Annotated in this window: 16 protein-coding genes and 1 tRNA gene; 11 read left to right on the plus strand and 6 right to left on the minus strand. The window is 70.9% G+C overall.

The genetic code is table 11. The features are described from left to right. Positions 1-4 precede the first annotated feature (4 nt). The 10 genes from ACIRJR_RS17715 to serS all read left to right on the plus strand — a co-directional run bounded on the left by ACIRJR_RS17715 (position 5) and on the right by serS (position 9047). Positions 5-1141 (plus strand): acyl-CoA dehydrogenase family protein, encoded by a 1137-nt coding sequence (locus ACIRJR_RS17715; protein WP_403780974.1) that lies wholly within the window; start codon positions 5-7, stop codon positions 1139-1141. Between the two features lie 57 nt (positions 1142-1198). Further along, positions 1199-2482 (plus strand): aspartate aminotransferase family protein, encoded by a 1284-nt coding sequence (locus tag ACIRJR_RS17720; protein ID WP_403780977.1) that lies wholly within the window; start codon positions 1199-1201, stop codon positions 2480-2482. Between the two features lie 2 nt (positions 2483-2484). Then, complete coding sequence (locus ACIRJR_RS17725) at positions 2485-2967, plus strand: type II toxin-antitoxin system RatA family toxin (protein WP_403780980.1); 483 nt, start codon at positions 2485-2487, stop codon at positions 2965-2967. Positions 2968-2988: 21 nt separating this feature from the next. Beyond that, positions 2989-3522 (plus strand): hypothetical protein, encoded by a 534-nt coding sequence (locus ACIRJR_RS17730; protein WP_403780983.1) that lies wholly within the window; start codon positions 2989-2991, stop codon positions 3520-3522. Continuing rightward, positions 3519-4073, plus strand: a complete 555-nt coding sequence (locus tag ACIRJR_RS17735) for a flavin reductase family protein (RefSeq protein WP_403780986.1) — start codon at positions 3519-3521, stop codon at positions 4071-4073. Before ACIRJR_RS17730 ends, ACIRJR_RS17735 begins: the two co-directional genes overlap by 4 nt. Then, positions 4070-5053 (plus strand): VlmB-like protein, encoded by a 984-nt coding sequence (locus ACIRJR_RS17740; RefSeq protein ID WP_403780989.1) that lies wholly within the window; start codon positions 4070-4072, stop codon positions 5051-5053. The genes ACIRJR_RS17735 and ACIRJR_RS17740 overlap by 4 nt, the downstream gene beginning before the upstream one ends. Further along, entirely contained in the window at positions 5050-6057 is a 1008-nt protein-coding gene (locus ACIRJR_RS17745) for a beta-ketoacyl-ACP synthase III (protein ID WP_403780992.1), read from the plus strand. Before ACIRJR_RS17740 ends, ACIRJR_RS17745 begins: the two co-directional genes overlap by 4 nt. Positions 6058-6162: 105 nt before the next feature. Beyond that, on the plus strand, positions 6163-6393 hold the full coding sequence (locus ACIRJR_RS17750) for a phosphopantetheine-binding protein (RefSeq protein ID WP_010983730.1): 231 nt from the start codon (positions 6163-6165) through the stop codon (positions 6391-6393). Next, positions 6393-7613: a beta-ketoacyl-[acyl-carrier-protein] synthase family protein gene (locus tag ACIRJR_RS17755; protein WP_403780995.1), complete on the plus strand. Its 1221-nt coding sequence runs from the start codon at positions 6393-6395 to the stop codon at positions 7611-7613. Before ACIRJR_RS17750 ends, ACIRJR_RS17755 begins: the two co-directional genes overlap by 1 nt. Before the next feature lie 156 nt (positions 7614-7769). Further along, positions 7770-9047: a serine--tRNA ligase gene (gene serS / locus ACIRJR_RS17760; RefSeq protein WP_403780998.1), complete on the plus strand. Its 1278-nt coding sequence runs from the start codon at positions 7770-7772 to the stop codon at positions 9045-9047. Between the two features lie 73 nt (positions 9048-9120). Here serS and fabI read toward each other — a convergent pair whose 3' ends face one another. The 6 genes from fabI to ACIRJR_RS17790 all read right to left on the minus strand — a co-directional run bounded on the left by fabI (position 9121) and on the right by ACIRJR_RS17790 (position 14586). After that, positions 9121-9894 (minus strand): enoyl-ACP reductase FabI, encoded by a 774-nt coding sequence (fabI, locus tag ACIRJR_RS17765; RefSeq protein ID WP_403781001.1) that lies wholly within the window; start codon positions 9892-9894, stop codon positions 9121-9123. Further along, positions 9891-10217: a ferredoxin gene (gene fdxA / locus ACIRJR_RS17770; protein WP_403781004.1), complete on the minus strand. Its 327-nt coding sequence runs from the start codon at positions 10215-10217 to the stop codon at positions 9891-9893. The genes fabI and fdxA overlap by 4 nt, the downstream gene beginning before the upstream one ends. A gap of 12 nt (positions 10218-10229) precedes the next feature. After that, positions 10230-11630 carry an MFS transporter gene (locus tag ACIRJR_RS17775; RefSeq protein WP_403781007.1) on the minus strand — a complete coding sequence of 467 codons (1401 nt, stop codon included), beginning with the start codon at positions 11628-11630 and terminating at the stop codon, positions 10230-10232. A gap of 310 nt (positions 11631-11940) precedes the next feature. Continuing rightward, positions 11941-13038: a fatty acid desaturase family protein gene (locus ACIRJR_RS17780; protein ID WP_403781010.1), complete on the minus strand. Its 1098-nt coding sequence runs from the start codon at positions 13036-13038 to the stop codon at positions 11941-11943. Positions 13039-13324: 286 nt separating this feature from the next. Continuing rightward, positions 13325-13528, minus strand: coding sequence for a hypothetical protein (locus tag ACIRJR_RS17785; RefSeq protein ID WP_403781013.1), 204 nt, complete (start codon positions 13526-13528; stop codon positions 13325-13327). A 62-nt stretch (positions 13529-13590) separates the two neighbouring features. Beyond that, a complete protein-coding gene (locus ACIRJR_RS17790) occupies positions 13591-14586 on the minus strand; it encodes a DUF2156 domain-containing protein (protein WP_403781016.1) in 996 nt (331 codons plus the stop codon). 176 nt (positions 14587-14762) lie between these two features. Here ACIRJR_RS17790 and ACIRJR_RS17795 point away from each other — a divergent pair. Continuing rightward, positions 14763-14854, plus strand: a tRNA-Cys gene (locus ACIRJR_RS17795). Positions 14855-14857: the final 3 nt, after the last annotated feature.

A 14857-nucleotide genomic window follows, 5' to 3' on the forward strand; every position in this document is an offset into this window, starting at 1 on the left:
CCCCGTGCGTTCCCTCGATACTGCTCGGGCCGTGTGCGAGCAATTCCACCCCGGTCTGCTCAAGGAGATCGAGCAGACCCCCTACGCCGACCGGGAGAAGCCCGGCGGCCCGGTGATCGACCTCTTCCGCATCCACGGTGGAGTCGGTCTGCTGATCCCCGAGGAGTACGGAGGCCACGGCGCGGCCCCGCTGGACGCGCTGCGCGTCCAGCTGGCGCTGGGCGCCGTGTCCCCGTCCCTCGTCGCGGCGGTCTCCATGCACCACTTCACCGCGGCCATGCTCTACTCGCTCGCCGTCAAGGAGGGCAGGCTCACCCCCGGGCAGACCAGGCTCCTGGAGCGGATCGTCCCCGACCAGCAGGTGATGGCCTCCGGCTGGGCGGAGGGCCGCACCGCACAGAACATCCTCACCCCCGCGGTGACGGCCAGGCCCGTCGACGGCGGATACCTGCTCTCCGGCGCGAAGAAGCCGTGCAGCCTCTCGGGTTCGATGAATCTGCTCACCGCGAGCGTCGCCATCCACCACGAGAACGGCACGGCCGAGCTGGCACTCGCGCTGGTGCCGGCCGACGCCCCCGGGCTGTCCGTCCACCCCTTCTGGGGCAACGAGCTGCTCGCCGGCGCGGAGAGCGACGAGGTCCGGCTGACGGACGTGTTCGTGCCGGCGGACATGGTCGTACGCGCCGGGGCGGACGACCCGCACCGGCTGGACGATCTGCAGACGGCCGGCTTCGTCTGGTTCGAGATGCTGATCGCCGCCGGGTACGCGGGCGGGGCCGCCGCGCTCGTCGAGAAGGTCCTGGAGCGCGAGCGGGGCACCGTCCAGGAGCGCGCCTCCCTCGCGATCGAGATGGACGCCGCACTGGCACTCCTCGAAGGCGTCGCGCGGGCGATCGGCCCGGAGGCGGACGAGGAGTCGGTCGCCCGGGTGCTCGTCGCCCGCTACACCGTCCAGAAGTCGCTGCCCGCGATCGCCGCCCAGGCGCTCGAGCTCCTCGGCGGGCTGGACTTCATCGTCGACTCCGGACACGGCAAGGCCGCCGCAGCGGTGCACGCCCTCGCCTTCCACCCGCCGGGCCGCGGCGCCGCGGCGGAGCCGCTGCTCACCTACTTCGACGGCGGCGCGCTGGTCCTGTCCTGAGCCATCCCCCCACGGGCAGCGAGCGGCAGCCCCCACGACTTATGGAGTGAGAGATCCGTGACCGTCATCCAGGAATCACCCGCCGAGACCGAGGCGGAGATCCTCGGCCTGTACCGGGCCCATCTCAGCAAGGGACGGGCCACCCTCGCCGAACTCTTCGGCAGCCACATGGAGACGGCGTCCGAGGGCGCCTGGCTCACCACCAGCGACGGTGAGCGCTTCCTCAACGCCGGCGGCTACGGCGTCTTCATCATGGGCGCGCGCCACCCGATCGTGATGGAGGAGGTGGAGCGCCAGCTGCGCACCCACCCCACCGCGACGCGCATCCTGCTGGAGCCCACCGTGGCCCGCGCCGCCGAGGCGCTCGTCTCCGTGATGCCGGAGGGCCTGGACCGCGTGCACTTCGCGCTGTCGGGTGCCGAGGCGGTGGAGACCGGCCTCAAGCTCGCCCGGGCCGGCGGCCGCAAGCGGACCATCTCGATGCGGGGCGGGTACCACGGCAAGACGCTGGGCGCGCTGTCCGCGACGGCGAAGGACGTCTACCAGGCGCCGTTCCGGCCCCTGGTACCGGACTTCCAGCACCTCCCGTTCGGCGAGACCGAGGCGCTGGAGGCGGAGCTCGCGGCCCACCCCGGTGAGGTCTGCGTCATCCTCGAACCCGTACAGGGCGAGGGTGGCGTGATCATTCCGCCCGCCGGCTACCTCAAGCGTGTCGAGGAACTGGTGCGCGCTCACGACGGATTCCTGATCCTCGACGAGGTGCAGTCGGGATTCGGCCGGCTCGGTGAGTGGTGGGGCGCCGACACCGAGGGCGTGGTGCCCGACGTGCTCCTCACGGGCAAGGCGCTCGGCGGCGGTGTGATGCCGGTCTCCGCCGCGGTGGCGACCCGCAAGGCCTTCCGCCCCTTCGACAAGGACCCCTACGTCCACACCGCCACCTTCTCCGGACAGCCCGTCCTGATGGCGGCCGTACAGGGCGCGATCCGCGCCATGAAGGAAGAGCGCCTGATCACCCGGGCCATGGACCTGGGTGCCCAGTTGCTGCCGCGGATAGCGGAGATCGCGTACCGCAACATCCCCGAACTCGTGGTGGACGTACGCGGCCGTGGACTGCTCATCGGCGTGGAGCTCGTCGAGGCAGGACTGGCCGGCGAGCTGCTGATCGAGCTGTTCAACCACGGCGTGGTCGCCAACCACTCGATGAACGGCAGCTCGGTGGTGCGGTTCACCCCGCCCGCCGTGATGAGCGACACCGATGTGGAGTTCCTCCTGAACTCCTTCGACCTGGCCACACGCGACCTCGTCCGGGGCGCGGCCAAGATGCCGGAAGGCGGTAACTGATCGTGCGTCACGTAGAGCTCGAAGCACTGATACCCGCGGAGCGGAGCACGGCGGTCTTCGACGCCGTACGGCGCTGGGAGCGGTACCCCGAACTGGCGCCGCATGTGAAGGCGACCACCGTGCACGCCACCTACCCGGCCGCGGACGCCAGCTCCAGCTGGGAGCTGCACTTCCGCAGCGGCCTGCTGCGGTGGACCGAGGACGACGTCTTCCTGCCGGAGCTGGGTGAGATCCGCTTCGAGCAGTCCGACGGGGACTTCGACTCCTTCACCGGCACCTGGGCCCTGACGCAGCAGGGGGACGACGTAGCGGTCCGCTTCGACGCAGACTTCGACTTCGGCATCCCGAGCCTGGAGGGGATCCTCGACCCGATCGCCGAGCGGGTCATCAAGGAGACCGTCGCGTGGGCCCTGACCGGCCTCTTCCCCGCCGTCCGCATCTCGGGCGGCATCGACCTCACCGAGCCCGCCGCCGTCGGCGCCTAGCACCGCCCGCAGGAGCTGACCATGGACCAGGCAAATCCCTTCGAGACACCGAGAACGTACTCGCTGCACCGCGCCGAGTACCTGGTGGGTCTCGCCGTCACCACCGGCCTGATCATCGCCCACTTCGGCGACATCCGCTGGTGGGTCGCGATCGTCCTCTTCCTCTACATCGACCTGATCGGCTACATCCCTGGCGCCATCGCCTTCAAACGCAGCGGCGGCCGGCCGATCTCCAAGACGTACTACGTGCTCTACAACGTGATGCACAGCCTGATCACGCAGGCCGCCGTCGCCGCACTGTGGTGCTGGCTGGTGGAGCCGGAGTGGGCGCTGCTGGTGCTGCCGTTCCATCTCTTCGGGGACCGCGGCCTGTTCGGCAACTTCATGAAGTCGTTCGCGCTGCCCTTCGAGCCGGTGCGCCAGCCCGGCTATCTGCGGCTCCTGGACGACCTGGGGCTGGCACACCCCAAGGCGGTCGGTCACGCCACGGAGCCGGTCCCGGTCGGTCACGTCCCGGCGAAGCCCGCCCCCAGGCAGCAGGAGGCCGTGCGATGACCGCGGCCACCGAGGTACGCGCTCTGCGGCGTCCCGTGCGCCAGGACCCGGCCGAGCGGCGACGGGCGCTGTACCACCTCGCCTCCCCTGTGTCGGTGCTGACGGTCGGGCCGCAGGAGCGGCTGCACGGCACCACGGCGAGCACCGTGACCCTGGTGTCGCGCGAGCCCCTGCTGGTGGGGGTCGTGCTGCGGGCAGGATCGTCCTTCGGGCGGCTCGCCGCCGAGGAGGGGCGGTTCGCGATCAACGTCCTCAGCGGCGAACAGGCCGACGTCGCGGCCCGCTTCGCGAACAGCGGCCGTCCCGACGGCAGCGCGCAGTTCGCGGGTCTCGCCTGGACGGCGGACTCGTACGCGAAGGCGCCGCTGATCGCGGGGGCGCTCGCCCACTACACCTGCCGGTTCCACTCCGCGCACGCGGCGGGCGACAGCGAGCTGCTGCTCGGCCACGTCGTCCGGGCCAGGACCGGTGACGGCCATCCCCTGTTCAGCTACGCCGGCGAGCTGTTCGCCGGCTCCCTGCACCCCGCGAAGGAGGCGGCCGCGTCATGACCGGTTCTGTGGCACCCGAGGCCGACTGGGACAAGGCTCCCGGTCTGCTCGACGGCGCGAAGGAGCTCACCCTCGGCCCCGAGGAGTGCGACCTCGCCTACTGGTTCACGTCGGTGGCGCAGGGCACGCTGCGCGACCGGGGCGAGACCGGGCACCACGTCGACGCCGTCGTCCCGGACTTCCTGAAGGAACCGGGCCCGCTGCGCGACGCCCTGGTCCTGGAGTTCGGTTTCCGCGGACTGTCGGAGGAGATCGCGACGCGGCTGCTCGGCCACTACGTCGCCATCGCACCCGGCGTTCCCGAGATGGAGTTCTACTCCACCCAGTTGATCGACGAGGCGCGCCACGCCCGGGTCTTCCGCAACCACCTGGTGGAGCTCGGGATCCCCGAGAAGACGCTCCTCAAGGACATCGACGAGATGGCCGCGGACTACCGCAGGCGGGTCCTTGACCCGGTCGTGGACTTCACCCTCGACATCGTCCGCGACCAGGCGGACTTCGCCGGCGGCGTCGCCGTGTTCGCCATCGTCATCGAGGGCGTGCTCGCCCCGGCGGCCGAGCTGAGCGAGCGCAAGTGGACGCCGCTCTCGCCGGCCACCGGCGAGATCTCCCGGGGTACCGCGATCGACGAGATCCGGCACCTCACGGTGGCCAGCACGATCCTGCGGGACCACGTGGCCGCGCACCCCGAGTACCGCCCGCGTCTCCTGGAGATCCTGCGGTCGGGTGTTCAGCTCTGGGACGAGATCCCCGACCGCGAGTTCGTCATCCACCGCGAGGAGCTCTTCCAGAAGGGCATGGCCCAGCACGCGGACAGGATCGGCGACTACGAGATCTGGCCGGGCGTCCGCATGCTCGACACGACGCCGGAGCAGCGCTACGACATGGCCGAGCAGTGGACCGACGAGATGGCCGAGTCCCGGATGGCGTACATGGGTCTCCCGCTCGAGGCCCTCAGCAGTCCGCGGGCCGGCGCATGAGCGGGGGGCGCGCCGCGGTGGTGTCCGGGATCGGGGCGTACCTACCTCCCGATCTGGTGACCAACGACGACCTCGCCCAGCGGCTCGACACCTCCGACGCGTGGATCCGCTCACGCACCGGAATCGCCGAGCGCTACATGGTCGCGCCGGGCACGGCCACCTCCGACCTGGCCGTCGAGGCCGGGCTGCGGGCCCTCAAGTCGGCGGGTGACGAGCGGGTGGGCGCGGTCGTCCTGGCCACCACCACACCCGACCACCCGTGCCCCGCGACCGCCCCCCAGGTGGCCGCGCGGCTGGGACTCGGGCAGGTGCCGGCGTTCGACGTGGCCGCCGTCTGCTCCGGCTTCCTCTACGGCCTCGCCACCGCGTCCGGGCTCCTCGCGGCGGGGGTCGCCGACAGCGTGCTGCTGATCGCCGCCGACGCCTTCACCACGATCATCAACCCCGAGGACCGCACCACGTGCGTCATCTTCGCGGACGGTGCGGGTGCGGTGGTGCTGCGCAAGGGTGAGGCCGGCGAACCGGGCGCGGTCGGACCGCTGGTCCTCGGCAGCGAAGGCGAGCTGAGCCATCTCATCGAGGTACCGGCGGGCGGCTCCCGCCAGCGTTCGTCCGGGCCCGTGACCGCGCCGGAGGACCAGTTCTTCCAGATGCTCGGCCGGGAGACCTACCGCCACGCGGTGGAGCGCATGACCGAAGCCTCCCTGAAGGCGACCGAGCTGGCCGGGTGGCGGATCGAGGACGTCGACCAGTTCGCGGCGCACCAGGCCAACGCCCGCATCCTCGAATCGGTCTCGGAGCGCCTCGGAGTGCCGGCCGAGAGGCAGTTGACCAACATCGCGCAGGTCGGCAACACGGGTGCGGCCTCGATCCCGCTCCTGCTGTCCCAGGCCGCCGCCGACGGCCGGCTCACCGCCGGGCAGCGGGTGCTGCTGACCGCGTTCGGCGGGGGCCTCTCCTGGGGCGCGACCACCCTGGTCTGGCCCGAGGTCCACGCGGTCTGACGGACCGCGGAACCACCGGCCGTGTGTGCAGTACGCCAGTTCGTACGCATTCGCGTACACCCGTCACGTACGCCGGTTTCGCGTACGCCTTCGAAAGGATCCGACATGCTGGAGCAGCTCAAGGAAATCCTGTCCAACAAGCTCAAGGTGTCGCCCGAGGCCATCACCCCGGAAGCCACCCGGGAGGACATCGAGCTGGACTCGCTGGCCGTGGTGGAGCTGTCGCTGCTGCTCAAGTCCGAACTGGACCTGGACGTCAGCGACGACGACCTCCTGGAAGCCGAAACCGTGGCCGACATGGTCCGGCTCATGGAGGAGCGGAGCGCGAAGGTCTGATGGCCGGCATGGACATCGCCGTCACCGGGCTCGGCCTGGTCACCCCGGGCGGTATCGGGGTCGGGCCCAGCTGGGCGGCGGTCTGCGACGGCAGGCCGGCCGCCGCCCTCGACCCGGTGCTGGCGAACAACCCCGTACGTCTCTCCTGCCGCGTCCCCGGCTTCGATCCCGACTCTCTGCTCAGCGCGCGGCGGGCACACCGCCTGGACAGGTTCGTGCAGTTCGCCCTGGTCGCCGCGCACGAGGCGGTGGCCGACGCAGGTCTCGATCCGACCACCTGGGACGGAGCTCGGGTCGGAGTGGTGCTGGGGTGCGCGGACGGCGGCCCCGGCACCGTCGAGGAACAGCACCATGTGCTGCGGGAGCAGGGCGCCGACCGGGTGTCCCCGCTGCTGCTGCCCATGCAGCTGCCGAACATGCTGGCCGGGCAGACGGCCATCGAGTTCGGGGCCACCGGGCCCAACCTGGTGGTGGCCACCGCCTGTGCCTCGGGCGCGACCGCCATCGGCATGGCCCGGGACCTGCTCGTCCTCGGCCGCTGCGACGTGGTGCTGGCGGGCGGCAGCGAGGCGATGATCACTCCGCTGGTCATGGCCGGCTTCGCCCAGATGGGCGCGCTGTCACGGCGCGAGGACGACCCGGCCTCGGCATCACGTCCTTTCGACGCCGACCGGGACGGCTTCGTCGCCGGTGAGGGGGCCGGGATCCTCGTCATGGAACGCGTCGTGGACGCCCGGGCCCGCGGTGCGCACGTCCACGGCCGGATCATCGGCTTCGGGGCCACCGCGGACGCCCATCACATGACGTCGCCGCATCCGGACGGCGCCGGCATCGAGGCGGCTGTCCGCGCCGCTCTCGCCGACGCCGGCGCGGATCCTGACGACGTGCAGCACGTGAACGCCCACGGCACGTCGACACCGCTCAACGACCTCGCCGAGGCACGCATGATCCAGCGGACCCTGCAGGGTGACCCGCTGGTCACCTCCACGAAAGGAGTCACCGGACATCTGCTCGGCGCGGCCGGCGCGGTCGAGGCGGCGTTCGCCGTGCTGAGCATCGAGCACGAGATGATTCCGCCGACCGCGGGCCTGGTCATCCCCGATGGGCGGATCGACATCAAGCTCGCCCAGTCGGCCACGTCGATGCCGATCGATCTCGCGCTCAGCAACTCGTGCGGGTTCGGCGGCCAGAACACGGCGCTGGCCATCGCTCCGGCCTGAGCGCCCAGAGGGCCGGCACCGGAAGCACGTGTGGGGGCGGACGGCCCGGAGCCGTCCGCCCCGACCGGCTTTCCGGGGCCCGCGCCACCTGGGCACCCACCACCTCACCGCGGCCGGCTCCCCCGGCCGTCGTCTCTCCTATCCGAGGAGTCCGTCATGCACGATCCCACCGAGCTGCTCGAGGACGGGCCGGCCGCCGTACGTCGGCTGGCCCGTCGCCGCTACGACCTCGACCTTCCCGCGCTGGAGACGGCGGTGCGCCGGCGGTCCGAGGCCCAGGCCGACGTGACCCGGCTGCGTACGGAGCTGAACCGCGTCTCGCGCACCCGCGGACGCACGGGGCCGCCCTCCGAGGAGGAGAAGGAAGCCGCCCGTGCGCTGCGGGCGGACGTCCAGCAGGCGGAGGCCGCCGCCAGGGACGCGGGCGACGACCTCTCCCAGCTGCTGCTCGGCATCCCCAACGTGCCTCTGGACCAGGTGCCGGACGGCGACTCCGAGAAGGAGGCCGTGGAGATCCGCCGCTGGGGCCCGGCGCGGCTCGACGAGGGCGCCCCGCACCACTCCGACATCGGCGAGTCGCTCGCCGTCCTGGACGGCCCCGCGGCCGCCAGGCTCTCCGGGTCCCGCTTCAGTGTCGGCCGTGGCGCCGGTGCCCGGCTGGAGCGGGCGCTGACCGACTTCTTCCTCGACCTGCACACCCGCGAGCACGGCTACACGGAGTACTCCGTACCGTTCCTCGTCAGCCGGGACACCATGACCGGGACCGGCCAGCTGCCCAAGTTCGAGGACGACCTCTTCCGAACGCGGGTGGGCGACCGGGAGCTCTTCCTGATCCCCACGGCCGAGGTGCCGCTCACCAACCTGGTGGCCCGGCAGCTCCTGGACGCCCGTGACCTGCCGTACGCCTTCACCGCGCGCACCCCGTGCTTCCGCGCCGAGGCGGGCGCCTACGGGCGCGACACCCGTGGGATCCTGCGCCTGCACCAGTTCGAGAAGGTGGAGCTGGTCCGCGTCTGCGCTCCCGAGGACGCTCCGGCGCAACTGGAACTCATGGTGGGGCATGCCGAGGAGTGCCTGCGCCTCCTCGAACTCTCGTACCGCGTCGTCCTGCTGCCCGCCGGCGACCTGGGCTTCTCGGCCCGGATGACGTATGACATCGAGGTATGGCTGCCCGGAAGCGGCTCCTACCGTGAGATCTCCTCGGTCTCCGACTGCGGCACCTTCCAGGGCCGCCGGGCGGACATCCGCCACAAGCGGGCCGACGGACGCAAGGGGCCGGCCGCCACCCTCAACGGTTCGGCCCTGCCCGTCGGCCGCACCGTGGCCGCCCTGCTGGAGCAGGGGGTCCAGGAGGACGGCTCGGTACTGATCCCCGAGGCCCTCACCCCGTACACCGGTTTCCGCCGGATCCTGCCGGGCGGGGCGACCGCCTAGCCGCCGCACGATGCGGAAGGGCCGGCGTCCCGGGACAGGTTCCCGGGACGCCGGCCCTTCCGCTTCGTGCGCGTCACGCGCCCGTCATGTGCACCCCGCCGTCCACGTGGACGATCTCCCCGGTGGTACGCGGGAAGAAGTCCGACAGCAGGGCGACCACCCCGCGCGCCGCCGGGTCCGGGTCGACGAGGTCCCAGCCGATCGGGGCACGGCTCTGCCAGACCTCGGCGAGCTCCCCGAAGCCGGGGATCGACTTGGCGGCCATGGAGCGCAACGGACCCGCCGCGATCAGGTTGCAGCGGATCCCCCGTTCTCCCAGGTCCCGGGCGAGGTAGCGACTGGTCGACTCGAGCGCGGCCTTGGCGACTCCCATCCAGTCGTAGTGCGGCCAGGCGACCTTCGCGTCGAAGGTGAGCCCCACGACGGATCCGCCGCGCCGCTCCATCAGGGGCAGGCAAGCGGTGGTCAGGGACTTCAGGGAGTACGCCGACACCTGCACGGCCGTCGAGACGTCCGTCCAGTCGCCGTCGAGGAAGGAGAAGGCGCCCTGAGGCCCGTACGCGATGGAGTGCACGACACCGTCGAGGCCGTCGAGCCCGTCGGCCGAGTCACGGATCCGGTCCGCGAGCGTGTCCAGGTGTGTCTGGTCGGTGACGTCCAGCTCGACCACCGGGACCGGCTTGGGCAGCCGGGCGGCGATCCGCTCGATGAGGGAGAGCCGGCCGAAACCGGTGAGCACCACCTCGGCGCCCTCCTCCTGGGCGAGCCGGGCGACGTGGAAGGCGATGGACGCCTCCGTGACGACACCCGTCACCAGGATGCGCTTGCCGGCGAGAAGCCCGCTCATGACCGGACCGCCTTCCGGGGCAGGGACCCGACCAGCGGCGAGTCGTGGTCGAGGACGCCGAGGGCCGTTCCTCCGCCGGGCGAGCCGAGGGCCTCGAAGAAGTCGGTGTTGGATCCGCGGTGCTCGCCCCACGCGTCGGGGACGTCGTCCTGGAAGTAGATGGCCTCCACGGGGCACACCGGTTCGCAGGCCCCGCAGTCGACGCACTCGTCGGGCTGTATGTAGAGGGCGCGACGGCCTTCGTAGATGCAGTCCACCGGGCATTCGTCGATGCAGGAGCGGTCCTTGACATCGACACAGGGCAGGGCGATGACGTAGGTCATCGTCAACTCCTCTTAAGCAGTAGGTTTGTACGACGATCCGGGGACCCGGTCCACGGAGACTCCGGTGGTGCGCTCGCCCAGCGTCAGCACGGTGACGGCCAGCGCGGCCATGGAGGCGGCGATGACCCCGAACAGCGCGCCGGGCCCGTGCGAGTCGAGGACGGGCAGCAGCACGAACGGCAGTGCGGCGGCGGTGAGTTTGGACAGCGAGTAGGCCATGCCGGATGCCGTGGCGCGGATCGCTGTCGGGTACTGCTCGGAGAGATACACGTGCGACACGCTGGAGAAGACGTTGCTGCACAGCGTGTAGACGAAGCCGAACGTGACGATGAGCACGGCCGAGCCGGTGAAGGCGAAGCCCATGCCTGCCGCGACCATCGCCGCGGCGGACAGCGCGACGAGTGTCTTCCGCTCGATGCGGTCGATGATGGGCAGCGAGAGTGCCGATCCGACGGGATAGCCGAGGAAGGACAGAGCCGTGAAGCCGAGGCCGGCCACGATGTCGTACCCCTTGGCCGCGAGGATCTGCGGGGCCAGGGTGCCGAAGCCGTAGTAGCCGACCACCGAGAGCGAGCAGAAGATCCACAGCATCACGGTGCGGCGTCGGAGCCCTCGGGCGAAGATGTCCCGCAGCCTGGTGCGCCCCGCCTCGGGTGCTTCGTCGTCGACCGGCGGCGCCTCTGCGCGCTGTCCGGCCGGGATCTGGGCCTCCATCCGGGACACCAGCAGGTCGGCCTCCTCCGTCCGGCCGGTCGACGCCAGCCAGCGCGGGGACTCGATCAGCCGCCGTCGCAGCACCCACACCACGGCCGAGCCGAGCGCGCCGATCACGAACAGCCAGCGCCAGCCGTCCACCCCGAGCGGGCTCAGTGGTACGAGCCACAGGGCGGCGAAGCCGACCGCGGGCACCCCGCAGAACGCGATCGTGTAGGCCCAGGCGATGAACCTGCCGCGCTTGGCGGCGGGCAGGACGTCGGCCATGTAGCAGTCGGACAGTGCCTGTTCGGCACCGATGCCGATGCCGGCCAGGAAGCGGGTGGCGATCAGCCACTCCGCGTTGGGCGAGAACGCGCCGAGCAGCGAGAAGCCCGAGTAGATCGCGAGGTTGATCAGGAAGGCCCGCCGCCGGCCGAACCGGTCCGCGACCCTGCCCAGCACCAGCGAGCCGACGAACTGGCCGATGAAGACGGAGGCGAGGACCAGTTTGAGGGAGGTCGCGCCGAAGTCGAAGTCGTTCTGGAGCACCTTGGCGATGGTGCCCGACAGGCTGTTCTCGAAGGTGTCGAAGAGCAGGCCGATCCCGATGACCGCGGTCAGGCTGCGGTGCATGGGAGTGATCGGCATGCGGTCCAGACGGACCCCGATCGAGGCGGGAGAGGAGACGTGGCTCACCGCCGTGGTGGTCTGGGACATGCGTGTGGCTCCTATGGGGCTTCGTCCGGATCGGGGAGGGCGGGGCCGGCGTCCGGCGTCGTGGGATCGCGGGACCGGGCGGGGCGGGCGCAGCGGCCCGCCCTGACCCGGGCGGGAGGCCCTGGGGCGTGGCCGCCCGGGCCCGTCGGCCCCGACCCGGACGTGCGGGGCCCGGGGCCGGGGAACGGAACTGACGAGTGGGGGTGGGTGCGGGGGGAGGACAGGCCTGTGGGGGACGGCCGGCGGGAGACGGCCGTGGGGGGACGGCCGGTGGGCTGGCCGGGCGGACGGGACCGTGGGGGAACGCCGATCAGGCGGCGCGGTCCGCGTTCCGCAGGATCTGCTCCTCGACATCACCGCGCCTCACCGGTGCGCTGACCTCGTGCAGGAACGAAGCGACCTCGCGGTACGAGGCCCAGAACCCGACCTCGTGGTAGGGCACACCGCGCTCGGCGCAGTAGTCCCGGGTGAGTTCCCGCGCGCGTGCCAGGTTCTTCTGCGGCATGGCGGGGAACAGATGGTGCTCGACCTGGTAGTTGAGTCCGCCGTAGAGGAAGTCGATCAGCAGGGACGGGCGGATGTTCCGGGAGGTGAGGACCTGGCGCTCCAGCCAGTCCAGGGTCTCCTCGTCACCGTCACGGATCGCCATGCCCTTGTGGTTCGGGGCGAAGATCATGCCGAAGTAGACGCCCAGGACCGCCTGCTGGACCAGGACGAAGGCGACCCCGAGGACGGGAGGGAGCACGGTGAAGACCAGGCCCAGATAGATCGCCGCCCGGGCGACCAGCAGGAACGTCTCCAGCGCTGGGCGCTTGGTCTTGCCCTGGGCGATGGACAGGACGGCCGTCTTCAGCATCTTGAAGGACTCCAGGACCAGGAGCGCGAAGAACAGCACGCTCTGGTACCGCACGACGAACTTCTGCGTGCCGCGCCGGGTCGGGTACTGCTTGATGTCGAAGATGGCGGTGCGCCGGCCGATGTCCGGGTCCATGTCCAGGTGGTTGGGGTTGCTGTGATGCCGGTTGTGGTGGTTGACCCACCATCCGAAGCTGACCCCGTTGACGAAGTTGGCGTGGAAGTAGCCGATGGCGGAGGCGGCCTTCTTGTTGCGGAACATGGCCTTGTGGCCCGCGTCGTGCCACATGAAGGCGGACTGGCCGCCACACAGGCCCATCCACAGGGCCACCGCGAGCTGCCACCACGAGTCGCCCAGTGCGAAGAAGGCGGCGAACCCGAGCAGCATGAGCGTGGTGTTCAGCGCCAGCCGGCCTATGTAGTAGCGCGGGTCCAGGTCGAGGAGACCTTCCGCCTTGACGCGTTTGAGGAGTTCGGCGAACGTGGCCGACGCGCCGCCGCGCTGTTGGGGAGCGGCGGTGGCCTGGGCTTCTTGGACGTGCGGACGCTGCATGCGTTGCTCTCCTTGGGAGAAGTGCCCGAAGCGGGCGGCGGCGCCGCTGCCCTGCGGGACGTGCGGGCGCCGGGATCGACAGTGCTTCCGCGGGCGGTGACGGAAAGCGGGCGCCGGCCGCCCGTCGCCAGGACCGAAGGAGCACCGCGGGGGTGCTCCGGTCCGGCCGCCGGGCGAACGTGTGTCCAGCGTTCCGTGCCGCACTGATGTGACACTGATGCCGGGCTGATCGGGCCCGGTCACAGGAGACGTGGTCCCCCGCGGGACCGGGCCTTCGTTCCTGCGCTCAGGCCGCGGCGGTCTGCGCGTCGCGCAGCCGGACGTCGAGCGCCTGGACGATGTCGTCCGCGGCGCGGGCCACGTCCTCGTCGTCGGGCGCACCGATGATGGCCATGAGCTGCCCGACCAGGGCGTGCTGGAGGGCCTCGGTGGCTCCGGCCTCCGTGGCAGGGGCCTCGGCGGGTGTGGCCTCGTGGGTGTTGTCGCTCACTGTGGCGAGCCTCCTCGTCGTGATGGGATGGATGGGATGTGCTGCGGTACGTCAGAGGTACGTCAGAAGGCCTTGCAGGCACGGAAGACGTGGGCGAAGCCCGCGAGCGAGGCATGCGTCCCGTCGAAGGCGACGTACTCGGGGATCAGCTCGTCCGGCGCCCACTTCTGCTTGTACGAAAGCTGGGTCTGCGCCGGGTAGAGAGCGGCCCCCTCGGCCCACAGGGCGTGCATCAGCCACTGGAACGCCGGGCTGTGTCCGTCGAGTTCGTGGCTCGCGTCGAGGCCGGTGAACGGCGTGAACCCGAAGTGCAGCCACTCGACGCCCTCGGTGCGGAACACCTCGATGGCGTGCGCGTTGATGGCCTCCATCAGTCCCGGGGAGCCCTCGGGCACGCGCCGGCTCAGGTCGTGCATCCAGCCGGCCCGCTCGCCGTAGACGGGCGAGTACGAGATGTACGCGACCGGGGCGCCCCCGATCGTCCCGGCGAACAGCCGGCGCCGGGACTGCGGTTCGCCGCCGATCTGGCCGACCAGGAACTCCAGCTGGTGCGCGCCGCCCTTGGACCCGAGCCAGGCCTCGTCGATCGTCGCTATCGCGCCCTGCCAGTCCTCGGCGGTGACCTCCACGATCTGGAGACCGTTGCGGTGCGCTCGCGAGATCTTGTTGCGCAGCTGCATGAAGCGGGTGCCGCGCAGCGAGAACTCGGGCAGCCTCACGGCCCAGGAGGCGCCGACCTGGTTGACGGTGAACCCTCGTTCGGCGTAACGCTCGGCATCGGCGCGCTGGAGCTGGACCCCTACGAGGTTCAGTCCCTCGTCCTTCACGTAGCGGCGGAACCCGTCGAGCAGGGCGCCGTACGCGTCGGGGGCGGCGAAAGGGCCACCGAACTGGACCGCGTAGCCGCCGGTGCGGCGGTAGACGATGACGCCGTCCGTACCGGGGAGGGTGAAGGTGCTGTTACCGCTGTTGAGCGCCAGGAAGGCGCTGGCGTTCTCGCTCTGGGTGTGTGTCCGGATCGCCTCGAGAACCGAGGTGTCCGCGGTTGTTGCGGGCATGCCCGTACCTCTTTCGGAAGGTGTTCCTTTTGGTGCGAGTAGAGCACCGACGCCACACCGAGGGGAAGACCGAAAGGGAATTCAACAACCGCGTCAGGGACATGTCAGCGTTCTATCAGAACCCCCTGCCAATGTTGTTCTCGTGAACGGCACGGGAAACCGGAAGCCGGGAACAAGGAGAGGTGCCCGGAGCGGCTTATCGGGGACCACGGCAACACACCGAGGTCGGGCCTCAAAACCCACGCAGGTTCAAATCCTGCCCTCTCCGCGA

Source organism: Streptomyces sp. NPDC102402 (assembly GCF_044765765.1).
Classification (GTDB): Bacteria; Actinomycetota; Actinomycetes; order Streptomycetales; family Streptomycetaceae; genus Streptomyces.

Bases quoted from the DNA above. Each gene is read 5' to 3' on its own strand.
- ACIRJR_RS17730 (WP_403780983.1), top strand. From the start codon at position 2,989: ATGGACCAGGCAAATCCCTTCGAGACACCGAGAACGTACTCGCTGCAC.
- ACIRJR_RS17735 (WP_403780986.1), top strand. From the start codon at position 3,519: ATGACCGCGGCCACCGAGGTACGCGCTCTGCGGCGTCCCGTGCGCCAG.
- ACIRJR_RS17740 (WP_403780989.1), top strand. From the start codon at position 4,070: ATGACCGGTTCTGTGGCACCCGAGGCCGACTGGGACAAGGCTCCCGGT.
- ACIRJR_RS17745 (WP_403780992.1), top strand. From the start codon at position 5,050: ATGAGCGGGGGGCGCGCCGCGGTGGTGTCCGGGATCGGGGCGTACCTA.
- ACIRJR_RS17750 (WP_010983730.1), top strand. From the start codon at position 6,163: ATGCTGGAGCAGCTCAAGGAAATCCTGTCCAACAAGCTCAAGGTGTCG.
- ACIRJR_RS17755 (WP_403780995.1), top strand. From the start codon at position 6,393: ATGGCCGGCATGGACATCGCCGTCACCGGGCTCGGCCTGGTCACCCCG.
- serS (WP_403780998.1), top strand. From the start codon at position 7,770: ATGCACGATCCCACCGAGCTGCTCGAGGACGGGCCGGCCGCCGTACGT.
- fabI (WP_403781001.1), bottom strand. From the start codon at position 9,894: ATGAGCGGGCTTCTCGCCGGCAAGCGCATCCTGGTGACGGGTGTCGTC.
- fdxA (WP_403781004.1), bottom strand. From the start codon at position 10,217: ATGACCTACGTCATCGCCCTGCCCTGTGTCGATGTCAAGGACCGCTCC.
- ACIRJR_RS17775 (WP_403781007.1), bottom strand. From the start codon at position 11,630: ATGTCCCAGACCACCACGGCGGTGAGCCACGTCTCCTCTCCCGCCTCG.
- ACIRJR_RS17780 (WP_403781010.1), bottom strand. From the start codon at position 13,038: ATGCAGCGTCCGCACGTCCAAGAAGCCCAGGCCACCGCCGCTCCCCAA.
- ACIRJR_RS17790 (WP_403781016.1), bottom strand. From the start codon at position 14,586: ATGCCCGCAACAACCGCGGACACCTCGGTTCTCGAGGCGATCCGGACA.